General features: G+C 60.3%; 13 protein-coding genes and 2 pseudogenes. 11 read left to right on the forward strand and 4 right to left on the reverse strand.

The window, feature by feature from the left end:
• Positions 1-9: 9 nt before the first annotated feature.
• From NLM33_RS14005 to NLM33_RS14015, 3 genes are all read right to left on the reverse strand, one after another.
• The gene (locus tag NLM33_RS14005; RefSeq protein WP_254096626.1) at positions 10-408 is read right to left on the reverse strand and encodes a helix-turn-helix domain-containing protein; all 399 of its coding nucleotides are present in this window, start codon (positions 406-408) and stop codon (positions 10-12) included.
• A gap of 138 nt (positions 409-546) precedes the next feature.
• Positions 547-1,290, reverse strand: a complete 744-nt coding sequence (locus tag NLM33_RS14010) for a hypothetical protein (protein ID WP_254096627.1) — start codon at positions 1,288-1,290, stop codon at positions 547-549.
• 9 nt (positions 1,291-1,299) lie between these two features.
• Positions 1,300-1,647, reverse strand: a complete 348-nt coding sequence (locus tag NLM33_RS14015) for a hypothetical protein (RefSeq protein ID WP_254096628.1) — start codon at positions 1,645-1,647, stop codon at positions 1,300-1,302.
• A gap of 845 nt (positions 1,648-2,492) precedes the next feature.
• On the opposite strand from NLM33_RS14015, the gene NLM33_RS14020 reads away from it, so the two are divergent.
• The 10 genes and pseudogenes from NLM33_RS14020 (at position 2,493) to NLM33_RS14065 (ending at position 11,316) form a co-directional block, all read left to right on the forward strand.
• Positions 2,493-3,212 carry a LuxR family transcriptional regulator gene (locus NLM33_RS14020; protein ID WP_254096629.1) on the forward strand — a complete coding sequence of 240 codons (720 nt, stop codon included), beginning with the start codon at positions 2,493-2,495 and terminating at the stop codon, positions 3,210-3,212.
• Between the two features lie 597 nt (positions 3,213-3,809).
• Complete coding sequence (locus tag NLM33_RS14025; protein ID WP_254096630.1) at positions 3,810-4,172, forward strand: hypothetical protein; 363 nt, start codon at positions 3,810-3,812, stop codon at positions 4,170-4,172.
• A gap of 1,167 nt (positions 4,173-5,339) precedes the next feature.
• Complete coding sequence (locus tag NLM33_RS14030; protein WP_254106197.1) at positions 5,340-6,287, forward strand: hypothetical protein; 948 nt, start codon at positions 5,340-5,342, stop codon at positions 6,285-6,287.
• Positions 6,288-6,383: 96 nt separating this feature from the next.
• A complete protein-coding gene (locus NLM33_RS14035; RefSeq protein WP_254096631.1) occupies positions 6,384-8,576 on the forward strand; it encodes a hypothetical protein in 2,193 nt (730 codons plus the stop codon).
• 69 nt (positions 8,577-8,645) lie between these two features.
• Positions 8,646-8,945, forward strand: a pseudogene (locus NLM33_RS14040) (transposase); the annotation flags it as partial.
• A 173-nt stretch (positions 8,946-9,118) separates the two neighbouring features.
• Entirely contained in the window at positions 9,119-9,502 is a 384-nt protein-coding gene (locus tag NLM33_RS14045; RefSeq protein WP_254096632.1) for a hypothetical protein, read from the forward strand.
• A gap of 93 nt (positions 9,503-9,595) precedes the next feature.
• The gene (locus tag NLM33_RS14050; RefSeq protein ID WP_254096633.1) at positions 9,596-9,733 is read left to right on the forward strand and encodes a hypothetical protein; all 138 of its coding nucleotides are present in this window, start codon (positions 9,596-9,598) and stop codon (positions 9,731-9,733) included.
• Between the two features lie 337 nt (positions 9,734-10,070).
• Positions 10,071-10,250, forward strand: a pseudogene (locus NLM33_RS14055) (IS3 family transposase); the annotation flags it as partial.
• Between the two features lie 326 nt (positions 10,251-10,576).
• On the forward strand, positions 10,577-10,957 hold the full coding sequence (locus tag NLM33_RS14060; protein ID WP_254096634.1) for a hypothetical protein: 381 nt from the start codon (positions 10,577-10,579) through the stop codon (positions 10,955-10,957).
• 116 nt (positions 10,958-11,073) lie between these two features.
• Positions 11,074-11,316, forward strand: a complete 243-nt coding sequence (locus NLM33_RS14065) for a hypothetical protein (protein ID WP_254096635.1) — start codon at positions 11,074-11,076, stop codon at positions 11,314-11,316.
• A 164-nt stretch (positions 11,317-11,480) separates the two neighbouring features.
• On the opposite strand, the gene NLM33_RS14070 is transcribed toward NLM33_RS14065, so the two are convergent.
• A complete protein-coding gene (locus NLM33_RS14070; protein WP_254096636.1) occupies positions 11,481-13,340 on the reverse strand; it encodes an NAD(P)-binding protein in 1,860 nt (619 codons plus the stop codon).
• 951 nt (positions 13,341-14,291) lie between these two features.
• Between NLM33_RS14070 and NLM33_RS14075 the strand changes: the two genes are divergently transcribed.
• Complete coding sequence (locus tag NLM33_RS14075; protein WP_371929945.1) at positions 14,292-15,869, forward strand: NEL-type E3 ubiquitin ligase domain-containing protein; 1,578 nt, start codon at positions 14,292-14,294, stop codon at positions 15,867-15,869.
• The last annotated feature ends 176 nt before the right edge of the window (positions 15,870-16,045 follow it).

Consider the following 16,045-nt stretch of genomic DNA (forward strand, 5'->3'; position numbering starts at 1 on the left):
GTCAGTGCCTCAGTGCCCCTCCGCGGCCAGCGAGCGCGTCAGGGAGATGATGCTGCGCCGGACCTGCTGGCTTTCCACCCGTGACCAGGCCTCGATCAAATCGATGCCGTCCCTGCTCGCGACGAACTCACTAACCAAACTGTTCTTCTGCTTGTCCCATGGAAGGTCCCCACCGATCAGAGCCGCCACCGTGGTCTTGAGGAAAGCGGCGATCTCGCCCAATCGCGCCGCTGCGACACGGTTGGTGCCCTTCTCGTACTTCTGAATTTGCTGGAAGCTGACGCCCAGGGCCTCCCCCAACTCGGACTGGCTGATGTGCAGCTCAAGCCTCCGCGACCGGATATTCCTGCCGAGTTCGCGATCCCCATCGTTCACCGCACGCGGCGATGTCTTTTGTCTACGGCGCATCTTTGCGCTCCTTCATTACATGCCCAGTTTTTAGCATCGCGCCGCCCAGATCGAGCTCTGCGCTGCGCCTCGTTTCCTTCCAGCTGGTCGTTTATCTCGGGGAGTTCTCCCTTCTCGTATCCGCGCTACGTCATTCGCTCATGCGGATGCGGCCTGCTCCACTTGGTGCAGCTGCCGAGCGCGCTTCTTCCTCGTAGTCGGCTTCGCCGGCGCGACCTTTTTCGTCTTCTTTGCGGACGGCGTCGGCACCGCTGGCTTCAGTCTGACCTCGCCACGGTAACTCTCGATCTGTTCGTGTTGCTTGAGGTATTGCAGCTTCAATTTGATCTGCGTCGGGGTCAGGCCGGTGTCGCGCACCAGGGCCGAGATCGCGACCCATTTGTCGAGCGACAGATACTCGACCAGCTTGATGCTGCGCGACGACGGCTTGATCACCGGGGCGGCCGGTTGCGGCTTCGGAACGTGCGTTGTGAGCACCTCGCGCATGCCGGTCGCGATCTTGGTAAGCCGCAGCACCAGCTCGGTCAGATCGGCGACTTCTCCGCGCAGCGCCTTCATCTGGTCCGGGATCGGGACGACGGCCTCGGGTTGCGGCAACTCCAGCGCCTTCGTTAAGGGCTTCGGCTTCTCCGGCTTGTCGTTCTGAGACTTCAGCGTCACGTTGTCGGCGCGCAGCAGCTTACGGACCTCGGCGCGCGTGTTCATGCGGGCCCGCCAGTCGCTGGCCGTCTTCGCGACGATCACGCGGCGGACCTCCTTTTCCGGCACCACCTGCCAGGCGATCTCGATGTGCCCGCCATTGGTGTCTCGGGTCTGCCCCTTGACACCATGCAGCTTCAGTTCGTTGAGCGCGATCTCGGTCAGTTCATTGCTGTACGCCATTCCCTAAACCTATCCCTTGCCGTTCGTCTCGATGGTCGCCGACGCTCGACCACCGAGCGCCTCCGCGATTTCTGCTAATGAGTGAGTGCGGCCCGCAGCGATGCCGCTGTCGATCTCGCGCCATTGCCCCGCCAAGTCGAACGGTGGCGCGAACACGGCGAGAGCTTTCCTGGAGTTGAAACGGATCAGCGCAGCAATGCCCTTTTCGGCGCGGCGGGTCAGCCAGCGTCGCAGGGCGGGATCGCGGTGGGCATCGCGGTGGTGCGGATCGACCCATACCTGGACGACCTGAATGTTCTGAGCGTCGCCCGTCTCGTTGTCGCGGACCGTGACGAAGTCGGGCATGAGATCGAGCACATAGTGCGATCTATCGGGTCGCGACAGATCGTCAGCGTCATCGTTGATCAGCCAGCGACAATTCCACAGGCCGCACTCAGGCGGCATCTTCGCCGTGTGATAGACGGCGCATCCCTTGTGGAATTGTTGAAAGCGGCAACGTTCGCCCGCAGCCTTTTGTAAAGGCGGCACAGGCAAAAGCTTGCAACACAACGAGCAGTCACCGCAGCGTCTCATCGGTGCCCGTCCAATCTATGCACATTAGTCGCGCGGCTTGTGCCGCTGCTTATGTGTTGATGATTAGTATGATGATTGTGGCGAAATAAATTTGGCCGCACAGGTTTTCGCCACAGCCAAAGTTGAAATCCGAGTTGAGCGATTATTCAGTTGTCGTCCGAGTTGACTATGGCCAACCCGAACGACAACCTTTAGGACAGATGGACCGGCGAGGAAGACTATGCACATGCCCGACTTGCCGTAGGCGGCGATATCGGGTCCGCCTTGCCGACACTGCCCGCCCTTCGTCATTCGAAGGGCGGGCTTCTTTTCACGAGGGGTGTAGCGCCGTCAATTTGTTTCTTGCGACTGTCATATGTTGTTGCGTCCAAATAGGTGATCGGTCGCGGCTGTAAATTGTCGAAGTCGACATTGTAAGAAATGACAATGGCCGCCGAGGCCGAGCGCCATTCGCGGCGTGCGAGGCGAACGGCCGCCGTTGTCCGGGTGTGATCCGTGCAATCCGGCCAGATGGACGAATGGCAATGTGCGGGCCATTTTTGGGACACAAACCCGACCACCTATCTGCCCAGACGGCCGATGTTTGGAGACGTTCTAGCGCAAGGCCATCTTAGAAAGGCCGCCCGCTTATGGACCGCAAAGTATTTGAGTTCATCGAAAACCTCGCCCCACTGACTGACGCCGCGAGCGTCACGAATGCGATGGGTGAGCTGTTAGAGCAGCATGGCATCGACCACTTCTGTCTCAGCTTTCTCCCTGGCCCGAACCAGAGCTATGACGATGTGGCCATCGAGAACCGGATGCCTGACGGGTACGTGCCGACTTACATCGAAAAGCAGTACACGCAAGACGATCCTGTGTTTCACCACTGCAAAACGACGGTGCTGCCCTTCCGATGGTACAAGGAAACGCCGATTGATCCCGAGCGACAACCCCGCGCCGTAGAGGTTGTGCGGCTTGCGAGAGACTTTGGCATGGTGGACGGCGTGGTTGTCCCAGTCGCCTCGGCTGCCGGCAGGATGGGCCAGGTGTGGTTCGGCGGGCGCGAGTTCGATCTGCCTGAATATAAACTGCCCGCGCTGCATCTGATGGCGCACTACGCCTTCGACCGGCTGCTTAGACTCAAGGGCGTGCCATCCCAGCCCGAACATCCGCTCTCGCCCCGCGAGCGGGAGGTGCTGACCTTCGTTGCCTTGGGCATGACCAGCGCCGCTATCGCCGCGCGACTTTCCATCACGGAGCGGACGGTGATCGCGCACATCGCTCACTGCTGCCGGAAGCTCGGCGCGGCAACCCGCACGCAGGCTGTCGCCATCGCGGTGCGCGACGGGATCATTCAGCCGTGGTGACCGGCCCCGCGCCGGGAGCTATAAACATCAACGGCGCCCCTCTTATTTACGTCGCGCGGAGCGCAATGTCCGCGCGGTCAGGGCTTGCCGGGTCGTTCGGTCATCCGAGGCAGCCCTGTGAATAATCGGGAGAGGCGCGCGATAGCCAGCGAAGGCTCGTAGAACGTGCCATCTTGGGCAGCGTTGTTGTTCGGAGAGGCACATGGATTTAGATGAGGCAATTGCCATATTGCTCGATCTTCTGCGGAATGACCGGGCGGGAAGTTACGGATATGATCTATACGCGCGGACTGGAGCGGCGGTTGCTGTTCAACAGCGATACCCTCATGAACCCTTCAACGAGGGCCGTGTTCGAGAACTGTCGCCGATTTTTTTCGAGGCGGCATGGGAAATATGTAGGCGCGGACTTGTTCGACCAGGAGTCCGAAATACGGGCGGACAAGCAGTCCCGGAAGGCGGCTATTCGCTCACAGTCGCGGGGCGGGCCGCGCTAGAAAATCTTGACGCCGCAACTTCCTAATTGCGCAACCGGGCTCGCTTGCGGCTACCTTTAACGGCTATCAGCCTCGTTTCGGGGGTGGATTCCATCAACGGGCCATGGAAGCGATCAGGTGCCGAAATGCGGAAGCGTGGTTAGCTTGCTGTGCAATGGTCGGCGCAGCCGCAGAGTCGGTTTTGCTGGCGATTGCGATCACCAAGGAAGGGGACGAGGAACGGGTTTTGAGGGCGTATCACGGCAATCGAGGACGCCAAGCGGTGTTGAACATGATCGTAGGCAAAGCCGACGCGCACAGACGTAACACTCTGACGACGTTTGCAGGTATCGTTTCGCTCTGGCGAGATGATGCTGCGCACGGTCGGGCAAGTCCTATTGATACGTCAAATGCGGATGAAGCCTTGCGTCAGCTTCTCCACATGTGCCAGTGGGTTGCGCGCGAGTGGAATAACCTTACGGCTTAAGGGGCCATGATCACCGAAATCCTCGCTCAAATTCGCGCCCCCAACTTCACGGCAGGCATCGTCCTGTTCGACGACAAGGTGGTCGAGACCGCGCCTATCCTGCGTCGCATGCACGGCTGGTCGCGGGATCGGGCCCGCGCTGCGTGTAAGCGCAATGGGCTAGGAGATCACCGTGGGGCATCAGATGCAGCGCGAGGACTGGGCCGCAGATCGGGGCTGGCATCATCCAGCATGAGGAGAGCTTTGCGGCCATGCGCGCGGGTCGATAATCCGGGGCGTAGGGCGGTCACGGGGAGGTTGATGCGCGAAGCGGCGTTTCCGAAAACGCAGGCCCACATTCAATCCCGCACGACGGGCGACTCGTGGTAAAGCTAGGTCACGTCACCCGCGCGACTTGGCGGTCACGTTTCATGGCCGCCTCGGCCTGCGCGTCGCTAGGGGTCAAAAAACCAAGCTGTCAGAACTTGCTTTCGAGCCCGCTTGCGACACGCCTTCGTCACCTAACCAAGGCCTCAGACGCTCTAGCTACTTTCCTTGGGGCTTGCGGCCTCTCTTTTGGCGCGAGGTGGTGATGATCATCGCACGCAGGCCGTCGTGGATGCGGCAGAGACTGTAGTGCGTGACGTGCAGCGCGAAAGACCAGATGATCCGCAACGAGATTGAGGTGGGATGCTCGCCATTTGAATTTGCAGCAGCCCATTGAGATACTCCTTCATTTGCGCCAGATCTCGGGCTGTTCGCTCCGCGACAACTGCTTGGGCGGCCACTCGGATAGCCGCCTCGTACTCCGGGCGCGTGAGCATGATTTGATCAATGACTGTGGTGGCTGCAGTCTTCATCTTTGGCGATGTTGTCTAGGAGCTCACATTGGTCGGCCAACTTGGCATATGTTTTGGAGATGCTGACCAAGACGCACAATCGCCTAGGCGACACATCACCGGCTCTCGACATGTCCCTGTAGATCTGAGCTAGCTCGCGATATTCTTTAGGTCTCAGCATGCCCATAGCTCCGCGACACATCGGCATTTCTCTAGCTCCGCGACCGCACCGCAACCATCAATGCGTATCAGTTGAAACTGCATCATATGGCCTACTAACTTTCGTAGGCGTACGCGACCTCCTATCTACCTATATTTAATTGCATCATGACCTCTCGCGGAGTGTCCTATGGTGAGACGAGGTCGGATCGGCAAATCGCTGCATGAACGGCTGACGGCAGTTGCGAAAGAGGCGCGGGACAAGGCGTCGCGGTTACCCCCGGGACCGGAGCGCAATAGCTTGCTCATCAAGGCCCAACAGGCAGAAGCAGCATCTCAGTTCGACGGGCCAAATCTCCAAGCCAAGCGCCCAAGCCGTGACGCAACCCGCCTGCGCCCGCCCGTGGTGCGTTATCTGGAACCCGCAGCTACTCGTCATAGGCTCAGACAAACGTCTCTCAGCGGGCTCCGTAGATGGCAATCGCCCTCGGAGCGGCTCTCGCCATGGTCGCGATGCGGCGCGGCGGGGCGCACCGTTGGGGCCGACGTCATCACCAACCAGGCCGTCTGCTTTCTTCAGCAAGGCGGCCTCAAGCGGGGCACTGGCCCAAACTCCGGCGGTGACAAAATGATGCAGCTGTTCGCCGCTGCGGCCGCAGCCATCAATCTTTGCCCGGAAAAACGATGGATCGACGGAAGTCATCGATCCCTCGCGGCGCTCGATCTGGAGCCTGGGACGAAACATGTGCTGATCGCGTGGCGCAAGAAGGGAGGGCGGCGCTTCGCCTATGACACGGCTCAGATCGAAACTCTCTTCATCGAGTTCCCCGAACTTCCAATTCCCACCGCCGATTGGGCAGAGTTAGGCTGGACGAGGCTCGGTTTCCAGACCGGTAACCTAACCCTGTACTTCGCTTCGATTACCGCAAGCGGCCGCATCGAGGTGAGATGGGGCAGAGACTTTCTCACTCTCTTGCTGCGTCGCCGCCGTGCCGAAATTTGCATCGATGCTCGTTTCACAGACCCGCTTGTCGACGATTTCCACACTGACACCCTCGAGATCGATTGGACTTTCAGCGTGGATCTGCAGGCTTCTGCTATCCTCGCTTCGCGGACGACAGCGTCGCCCACCGTTTGACCCTTGGCTCAAAATCCGACGCAGAATATCTCCAAACGCCTGCAAACGGTGGTTGACTGATTGCGCGCTGGGTAAGTTCTGAAGGAGGGATCGACGATGACAGACAGTCCGCCGCGCAAAAAGCAAAAGCACGGCTCATCCGGTAGCTCTTCCGCCCAGCCAGAACCAGGCCCCTACGACGATGATGCGGCACTAATTGCTCGCTTCGCGAATCAAGCCGAGGGCGGCTTCAACAGAGATTACGTGCTATGGATGAGGCGCCTCGCGCGAAACTTTAGCGGATGGCTTCGCGAGACTAGAAGGCCGCCACTGGCCGGTCGGTTGAGCCAGCTGGATGACGATTTGCGGGCCTATGCGATCAGGCTCCGCGTTCCTGACCGACGACTTCTAAATTTAACGTTGGGCCGCCTTCGAGCTGTCAGTGCCGGCGTGCGTCTTCCCGCCGGACTCAATGAGAGGTCTATCGCCCGCAGGAACTCTGCCCCACAGCACCAGCTCTTCGAAAGGGATGCGCAACTCAGCCGCGCTGGCCGCCGCCCCATCAAAGCGATGTGTGCTGAGGATGAGAGGCTTATTTCCGGCTTTAGGATGGCACGCTTGCCTGTGCAACCAGCCACTGCCCGCAGCTACGCTTCTGCTCTTTGCGGATTCAGTATTTGGCTCCAGGCGCAAAAAAAGAGGTCGATAGCTAGCCGCGTGTACGACAATACGCTGACCCAGGATGCTGAACACTATAAGAACCACGTGCTGCCGGCTGCGTTGGGGTACCTTCGAGAATTGTGCCGCAAGCAGGCGCAATCGAGCGCCGGGCCGGGCACTCAGTACATGGTTGTCGCGCCGGATGTGTCCACGAGCTATGAGCCGCGTCACGATGCTCAAGTTACCCCGGCCTCAGCTGTGCTTCGGCCATTATCGCCTGCCGGACGTGGGGAGCCATCCTCGGCGTACGGCGACTCGGCCGCGCCTGGCGCATCGTCGGAGGCTGCGGGATGGCCAGATGACTTCAGCTTGCTAGATGACTTCGCCTTCCGTGAGGGCGATCATGAACTGATCATGTCGGTTCTAGACGATGCTGCGGCCGAAGGCGCTCCGCAGCACGGCGCGTCGCAGGTACCTCCCCCGTTTGTGGGCGGCATCGGCGATGCTTCGCCGCCGTGGGATCAAGCCACCGGACGATCTTCATTTGCCGGTACTTCGGAAGCGTCATCGAGTTTCGTCGCTCGCCTGTCGGCGTCCGATTTTGGAAGTTTGGTCAGTTTGGGCTGGGAGCACGGCATCCAACCGGCTCCCCCCGAGCTGATCCGCGCCCTCGACGCACGCGGACTCCTGCCGGGGCCGTGTCGGCCGACACATCTGAGGATCCTTGATCGATCGTATTCGGCGCAGTGGGCAGGGAGAGGAAGAAGGGAGGTCGCGACCTTAAATAATTTGCTCGGCGGTGACGTTATGCTGATTCCGGAACCCGGGTTTGAACACCAGGGACCGGTGCAGGTGCGCCCCGGAACTGTTCCATCATCTGCGGTCGCGGCATCGTCCACAGCCGGTGCATCGTCCTCCGGGCAAGGCGGTTCGCAGGCACTGTACGGCCTTCCGGACATCGGAGAGTATGTTCCCCAGGACTTTGCTCACGGCGACACACGACCGATTGGCGCACAGGACTGGGGTGGCACCAGCGGTGCCGAAAGCATGGGACCATCAGAGATGCCCACGGGCTTTTGGGGGCGTCATTTCGAAGAAAACATCGTCAGCGATCCTTGGCAACACACCAGTACTTCTGGCTCCGATCGGCACAGCGCCGCCGCCATCGGAGTGCCGCCCGCGGCACATCACCAGGCGCCCTCACAGGCACTCGCGGGCGCATCGCTGCCTGCCTTGTCTGTCGGCCCGTTGAGCGACACGCTCCAAGCATTTTTGGCGCGATTCAATGCCTACGTGGGACAAGCCAGTGGCCAAGGACTGAATTGCCTGCTGGAAACGGTTCTTCAATTGGCCAGCAACACGGAGCGACCGGACGACGAAACGCCGCAGACTCAGCAACTTCAGCAACAGGCTCAGTTGTTGCGGAATAGCCTGGTTCAAGACGGCGCAGTCGATCCGCATGGCGAAATCGACCTTTACGGCGCTGGAGTCGGGGTCTCGCTGGCGACCCGTTTTCGCCTGCGCATTCAAGCCATCGAGGTACATGCGAATGGCGGGTTGACCGTGCATCCTGTCCTGGGTCAGGAAGGTCGGCTGGTGCACATTTTGCACACGCCGGGGCATTTCCAGCCGCTGTGGCCTCGGGACTAAGAAAGAAAAGCCGAAGCCCGCGCGAGCTCGGTACTGCAGCCCCAGCGCATGCGACGGTGAGCGCGCAGACACCGGCGGTGCTGGTGCCACAAAGTCAGCAACGTGCTCGACAAGGTCGCCAAATCCGTGCAGGGCGCGATGAAGAACGATCTGCGGAACGTCTATCTGGCACCGAGCCGGGCGAAAGCCGAAACCGCGATCGACACCTTCGTCGAGACATACCGTGCCAAATACGGGTCTGCGGTCGAGTGCTTGATCAAGGATCGTGAGGCGCTGCTCGCGTTCTTCGACTTCCCTGCCGAGCATTGGGTTCATCTGCGCACCTCGAATCCGATCGAGAGTGTGTTCGCCACGGTGCGGGTGCACCGAGGACGACCTCATTGCGGCCGAGACGCGCGTGCGAGACGAAGAGGCGGCAGGATTCGCCGACTATCTGGTAACCCGCTGGCAACCCTTGGAAACCGTGGTGAGCCGCATTGCACCCGAGGCTTATGCAGCGATGCAGGAACGGCTCGCCGACGCATGGGCCGCGGCGGCAATGGTTGAACGAACCCGAGTTGGAATCGCACGCCGCCGCAAGCCGTGCTCCGACCTTCCGTATCTCCATGGATTACTTCGTCGAGGGTAGAACGACCGGCTGCGGATGGAAACAAACCGAAGCAAAGCTGCGCAAAACCCTGGACGAAGCTAAGCGCGTCGGGAAGTTCCCGGCTGCACGCAAGGCGCAAAGGATGCTTGAGCTATTGCCCACACGACAAGCAAGATGGCATGAGGTGGCGAGATCCTGGAATGAACTGGCTTCGACTCGCCTGACTCTTAAGGCTCTCACTGATTGGAACGATAAGCGCCCCAGCCTGAAAACTATTTCAAGTGCCGCGAATCCTCCATTGGTTGCCGTCGCGTCGCGCCTTCGTCATGCGCATTAATGAGGTTGCCTCCCGCACGGTAAGCAAAAATGTTGAGCGCGGGCGGTAGGGACAGCGTCGTCACCCCCCGAGCCTTTCGGCGCTGAGTTGCAAGTGCTGACCGCGAAATACATTACGCCATCAAGTTCCTTTGAGGACTATTGCTGCATCACCGAGGAGCTGGTTGTCGAAGAAAATCGGCTGAGCGCGGAGACCGAGAAGTTTTCGGATGAGGAGATCAACGCCGCCTAGACAGCCCTGACCGCCTCCGACTTGGCTACTCATTCAATGATGAAGCCGCGCTCTTGACCACTGAATCGAGAAGCGACGATAATGCGTTGAGCGCTTCCAGGCGGACAAAGGGCTCTGCCGTTAGGCAGCAACCCCGAGCACATGCCGCGCGATCGAACATCCAGGATGGGATCTCCAGAAAGCGCTGCGTCTCCGATCCATCCAGCGTGCAGCGGAGAACAACGCCGTCCGGCTTGTCGATCACAGCATGGACGAAAACTTCGCGGCCTGCCCAAGGGGTGAAACCGGTACAGAACCTCACGGTCTACGGTCCCGTGGGCGTTCTCAAGCCTTGTTGTACAACGATACGCGACCCCACTCGCAACTCGGATGGAAAACACCATCCGAGTTCGCCTTCACCTGCAACCCGCAACGGGGTCTGGCGCTGCGCTATGCCGATGGCTCCGCACTAGCTCCCGTCGCTACCACCGCCCATTCGGGTAAATCCACCGGCCAGAGCGAACTCAGGACTGGATAAAACTGGGGGGCAAGGTCATGAACATCCCGTTCGCGTTGTTGCGTTCAGCACGGCAGTGGGATGGTCGTGCGATGTGACTGCGGACATCGCTGACGAGCTTCGCCGCCGCTTTGTCAAGCTCAGCGACGTGGAGCCATCCCTGCTCGAGTTGCTGGAAAAGCAGCGAGACACTGAACCCCGGAACCCGGCAAGACCGCCGCAAGAGCGGCCGCCAGCGTGAACCAGCGAGCCTTGTTTCACATCCACGACAGACAGTGGTCTTGCGCCGCCCATCCGCGAGCGATTGATAATTTGCAAGCCGCCAATCGCGACGCTTTGATCGCGGCATGCCCCCTCTCACCCGCCGCCGCAGCAAGGTCGATGCTCATCACGAGATGTGGTTAATCTATTTCGGTGATGTCCGTGGCGGCTGGATCGCCCGCCGCTCAGGTGTGCCGAATTCGGCTCCGCAGTGGGGTTGGTCGTGCGGTTTCTATACGGGCACCGATCCCGGCGAGCACCGCAGCGGCATCGCCGAGACATTCGAAGAAGCCCGCGCCGATTTCCAAGCCGCTTGGCAGGAGCTGGCAGCGACCCGCACGCACGGCGGCGGATTTCAAGGCTTGGCGCCGCCAGCGCGACTGGACAGCATGGAAAGACCGGATGCACGTCGCCGCCGGCATACAGCCCGTCGAGGACGGCTGATCAACAGAGAAGCTGTCAACTGATCCAGCCTTACAGAAGAGTCCGGCCAATAGCCGCTCTTTTTCCCTGCTAGGAAAAAGGAATCCATTTGCCAGGCCGCAGTCTCGCAGGCTAACCGTGCTTCAGCAGGGGACGGCAAATGCAGACCAAGGCACGCGAGTACATTGATTTTTGGGTCAAGAATAGCATTCACGCAGCTGAGCAATACGGAACGCCCGGCGCATCGCAGGACGTGAACGAACTAGTCGGTCGCCTCATTGAGGGGGCGAGGGGGCAAGGCATTTCTCAAAAGGCCATGGAGGAAGAGGTCGGCGACTTGACGGAATATGTCCGTAATATGCTTGTGACGGCAAACAAAGCCGAAATGGATCGCCGCAATTGAGTTAGTCCGGCGGGACAGCGCGGCCAAGCGGCGTGAGCCGGGCATTCTCATGGATGTCCATCCGGTTCCTCTTGCGGGTTGCTAAAGCTTCGACAACTTCAGCTTCCCCGCCGGAGATTGAAAGCTCGCAGCTAGCCCGCACATAGGCCAGTCACTCCTGCCGGCTAGTCGATCTCGCCGACGGCACGCCAAGCTTGATAGATCGCCGCTTGGGTAAGGGGTTTCCAGCCGGAATCGGAATTGGCAATCGCAACATTGCCGAAGGGGCGTCGCGCCACCGTCATCGTGTGCGCCATCTCATTCGGGTCGTCGAATAGGCTGTTCGGAGAGTAGGCATAGCCATGGGGCCAGCGATTGACGGTAATGCCCTGGATATCCCGTCCTTCATCGAAGCTGCTGCCCGCGAGCTGGCGACTGAGCTGGTCGCGGATATCGTGCTCGAACTTCTCGAAGGGCGTCTCCAGCAATCTCTGGCGCCCAAGCCTCGCCTGGTCGCGTGCATCCAGGCCCAGATTCGGCGTGGTTGGAGCGCAGTACATGTGAACGCACATTGTCTCTGACGGATCCTTCGGATGTTGGTATCCACCGAGGTTGACTGGAAAATCCATCTTGACGCGGGCCCATGTTCCGGTCGGCGCATAGAGCTCGTGAATGCCGAGCTCAAGGAACGCCTTCCAAGTCCGCACCACCACGTTTGTAGAGATCAGTGGCATCTTGACGTTCTTTCGGAGCGCTAGCTTCTGTTCCTCCGGCAGTTCAGGACAAAGGAATGGGATCATCATGTTGTATCCGGCGAGGATGCATTTGCGTCCGCGAACCTTGCGTAGCGTACCTCCTTTCACGTAGCTGACATCTGCATGATCATCGAAGTTCCTAACATTCACCGCGATGCTATTGAGGCGGAGCCGCACCGGCGAAGTGGCTTCATCGAGCCTGCTATAGTCGAACCGTGCAAGGACAATGTCATCCATTGTCGTGCCCGGCGCCGCACCAGGGATGAGGCTGCGGACCAGCAGGCGGGCGATGGAGGCATTGCCGTCCGGGAAATGGCAGATATAGGGATCATCCGCGTCCTTGTCGGTGGCCCGTTCGGTATTCATGCCTAGGCCATCGAAGCCCGGAAAGCCGGTGTTCATTGCAGCCAGCGCCGACACTGCGTCGGAACTTGACGCGAAGAGGTCGTTAAAACGTCCTTGGAAGTACTGCGCAGCCCTCTCGCTCAGCCCGGCATGCTTGATGAGATAGTCCCGGTAGCTGGTTCTGGCGAGAATCTTCTCCTTGGCATCCAAAGCCATTCCCTTGAGATAATCGATAGGCGCTTCATGGAAGGCAACAAGGGCCGCCTTGTCAGCTTCCGCGAGTGGAAAATCAGCGATGAAGTCCTTTAGCCGGCGGGCGTTGAGCCGATTGGGAAGTTGGTCGTCATCCGCCATCCAGAACGAATCGCCGGTTACGAGCTTGTCCTCGCCCCAGTTTTCCTTGTTGAAGAAGACACCGCGGCTCAGATTCCTGGATGCGTAGAAAGTACGGTCGAATGCCGCGGTGAATCGATCGAGATCGATGCCCAGCGATTTCAGCAGGCCGGCTGCGACTTCGCCATAGCCGGTGCGCGGGGAATCGATGGTTTCCGTGCCACCATAGCCGATGATTAACCGGCCACTGAGTGTGAATTCGTTGCGCTTGGCGTGTCCGCCGAAATCATCATGGTTCTCAAGGATGAGAATTGACTTGTCCGCACCGTGTTTCCGTCGATAGAACCATGCGGCAGACAAGCCGCTGATGCCGCCGCCGACAACGACCAGATCGTAAGTTTCCTCCACAGGCGTTTGTCCAGCTTGGAAACCCTTACCCTCGCGTCCAAGTGCGTGTGCCGCCTCGAATGAGCCAGGATGGCTGCCGCGCAGACCTGTCAGAGATGGTGGATAGTAGGGTGAGAACTGTTGAGCCCGAAGGAAGTCGATAGGGGCCATACCGGCGACGATGGCAAGGCCAGTACCTGCCAGAAAATCGCGGCGCGTAATCATTCGAATACTGCCGAAGCGCGAACATACTGTTTCATGCTGCCCTCGTCCGGTTTGGAAGGAGCAATTCATGGGTGTGGTCAGCGCGAGTTTGAACTGGATTATTCATTCAGTGGCCATGGCACCCAGCAAGCGCCGTGCCAAGGGCAAAAAGCCGCCGCCCTTCCGCACGGATGCGTTTAGAGACATAACGCGGCCGTGTCGGTAATAGTTCAAAATCAATACGCGTGAGGCATCAGACTTCCAAATCGCATAGCTAAACAATCGACGAGAACCTGAACGCGGCAACGGGCGCACAAAAATAACCTGCAGATGTCATCAGAGCATTCCGCGCGGCACGCTGTGCGTTCTCGTGTTGTCGCTGCGTTTTGCAACATCCGCACCGCGGTCCGCTCAAGAACCTCTCGCATCGAGGCCATCAACCCTCGGAGGGAGGATGGTTGGGCCGGTCGCCGCTGTAACGGCTGGCCTGCGGCCACCGCCTTCGGCGGCTGGCGGCCTTGACAGCAGCGGCCAGCCCAGCCGTCGTTGGCCACCATCGGTTCGACGACTTAGACCGCCCGGATGCTCTGCCCGCGTCCGATGTCGCCAGATTTACGCGGTTCTCGACAGCCATCGACAGCAGCAACTCTTTCGCGTGCGGCATGCCGATTGCAGGAACGAATAACCAGCAATTGAAGGACGTCGCACGCATCACCGGCTCACGATTACACAATGAGACTTGCTCGATTGATCCTGATCAATGCGAGGTTGAAGCTGTAAAATTGTGGGCTACGGGCCTCGAGAAGCGCCGCTCCCTTGCATTCCCCTTGTTTTGGCGACCGGAGAGACGCATCGATGAACCCAGGACAGGACCAACCGGGGGACGGCGTTACGACTGTCTCTTCCGAACGAGACCAACAGCCAGGCTGCCTATGCACGCTCACCCGGGCCGCAACGCAGTGGGTTGGATCCTTGACCAGGGCGCGCATCTCTGCCGCTGGCGATCCGACGAACCGCGAGGCTCGGGCTTCTCGCGAAACGGCGCAGGACCAGGTTCTGGAGGGCTGGGCTGCCGACGACGGACAGGGTGAACAGGAGAATCGGCAAGAGGCCGTAAGACGAACGAGAGCCTGGCTTGATGCCGCCGCGGCCCATGCGCCGCTGGACCTTTCCTTCCTATCCCTGACAGCCTTGCCCGCCGCCTTCCCGGCCGGGCTCTTGCGCCTCGAGGTCCAGGACAATCAGCTGACCAGCTTGCCCAACGTCCTTCCGACCGGCCTCCATGTGCTCTACGCCATGCGCAACCAGCTGAACAACCTGCCGGCCGCCTTCCCGGCCGGGCTCTTGCGCCTCGACGTCCAGGACAATCAGCTGACTACTTTGCCCGATAACCTTCCGGCCACGCTTCTGGAGCTCAACGCTAGCTTCAACCGGCTGACCAATCTGCCGGCCCGCCTCCCGGCCGGGCTCGAATTTCTCGGCGCGAGCAACAACCAGCTGACCAGCCTGCCCGAGACGCTGCTGACGCGGCTCGGCCCTGAGTGCGTCGCTGATCTGACGGGTAACCCGCTATCCGAGCGGGTACGGACCAATCTGGCGGCAGCCTGCGACGTCCCGGGCTATGCCGGCCCATACCTCTTCTTCTCGCGAGGCGAAGGATCGGAGCAAGCGCCGCCGCGGCCTCTGCCCGAGGTCGTCGCGGACTGGCTGGAGGGCGAGCCGCAGGTGGTGGCCGCCTGGCAGACCGTCACTGATGAACCGAGCGCCCAGCAGTATGCCTTCTTCCTCGACAGGCTGCGGCACACCGTGAACTATGGCAACCCCGAGTTCCGGCAGGCGGTGGCCGAGGATTTGCGGCAGGCGGCAATCAGGCCGCGGTTGCGCGAGCAGTACTTCGAACTGGCCTTCGGGGCGAGCGAGACCTGCGAGGATCGCATCACTTTGACCTGGAACGGCATGCAGTCCGCACGTCTAAACGCCGATGTCGAGGACGGGGCCTATGACGAGCGGCTCAACGAGCTCATCGAGCAAGCCCGCGTGCTGTTCCGCTTGGACCAGCTCGAGAAGATCGCCCGGCAGAAAGTCAGCTCGCTCCGCTTTGTCGACGAGATCGAGGTCTATCTCGCCTATCAGATCAAGCTGCGCGAGCGGCTCAAGCTGCGGCATATCGCTCCGGACATGCGCTTCTTCACCGTCTCCTACGTCACCGAGGACGACCTCATTGCGGCCGAGACACGCGTGCGAGACGAAGAGGCGGCAGGATTCGCCGACTATCTGGTAACCCGCTGGCAACCCTTGGAAACCGTGGTGAGCCGCATTGCACCCGAGGCTTATGCAGCGATGCAGGAACGGCTCGCCGATGCGATGGGCGAGGAGTTCGAGACGCGCCTGCAGCAACGGCTCGCCGATCTTCACCTGACCGATGCCGCGCCGGAGCTCATAGCCGCAGCCGCGGAGGGGCTCGGACCCGATCTCCTCAAAGAAATCACCCGCGAGATCAAGGGCGCGTTGATGCGCAAGGTGCTCGGGGACCGCGGTCTCGAGTTATGAAGTGGCGCTCCGTATGCGGGGGGATCCTGTTTCCATGCGATCGGCGGCGCAAGGGGGCATTCCTGCCGAAGTTGGATCCGGACCAAGCCGGAGATCGCGCTAGTCTTACTGAGTGTGCGCGGGAAGGCCGGCAAGGAATAGTGCCGGTACGCAGTGCGAAGCGACCGGTAAGAACC

The organism is Bradyrhizobium sp. CCGUVB1N3 (genome assembly GCF_024199925.1).
Lineage (GTDB): Bacteria > Pseudomonadota > Alphaproteobacteria > Rhizobiales > Xanthobacteraceae > Bradyrhizobium.

Coding starts and splice junctions, on each gene's coding strand:
- NLM33_RS14005 (WP_254096626.1), bottom strand. CDS start 408: ATGCGCCGTAGACAAAAGACATCGCCGCGTGCGGTGAACGATGGGGAT.
- NLM33_RS14010 (WP_254096627.1), bottom strand. CDS start 1,290: ATGGCGTACAGCAATGAACTGACCGAGATCGCGCTCAACGAACTGAAG.
- NLM33_RS14020 (WP_254096629.1), top strand. CDS start 2,493: ATGGACCGCAAAGTATTTGAGTTCATCGAAAACCTCGCCCCACTGACT.
- NLM33_RS14025 (WP_254096630.1), top strand. CDS start 3,810: ATGGAAGCGATCAGGTGCCGAAATGCGGAAGCGTGGTTAGCTTGCTGT.
- NLM33_RS14030 (WP_254106197.1), top strand. CDS start 5,340: ATGGTGAGACGAGGTCGGATCGGCAAATCGCTGCATGAACGGCTGACG.
- NLM33_RS14035 (WP_254096631.1), top strand. CDS start 6,384: ATGACAGACAGTCCGCCGCGCAAAAAGCAAAAGCACGGCTCATCCGGT.
- NLM33_RS14060 (WP_254096634.1), top strand. CDS start 10,577: ATGCCCCCTCTCACCCGCCGCCGCAGCAAGGTCGATGCTCATCACGAG.
- NLM33_RS14065 (WP_254096635.1), top strand. CDS start 11,074: ATGCAGACCAAGGCACGCGAGTACATTGATTTTTGGGTCAAGAATAGC.
- NLM33_RS14070 (WP_254096636.1), bottom strand. CDS start 13,340: ATGATTACGCGCCGCGATTTTCTGGCAGGTACTGGCCTTGCCATCGTC.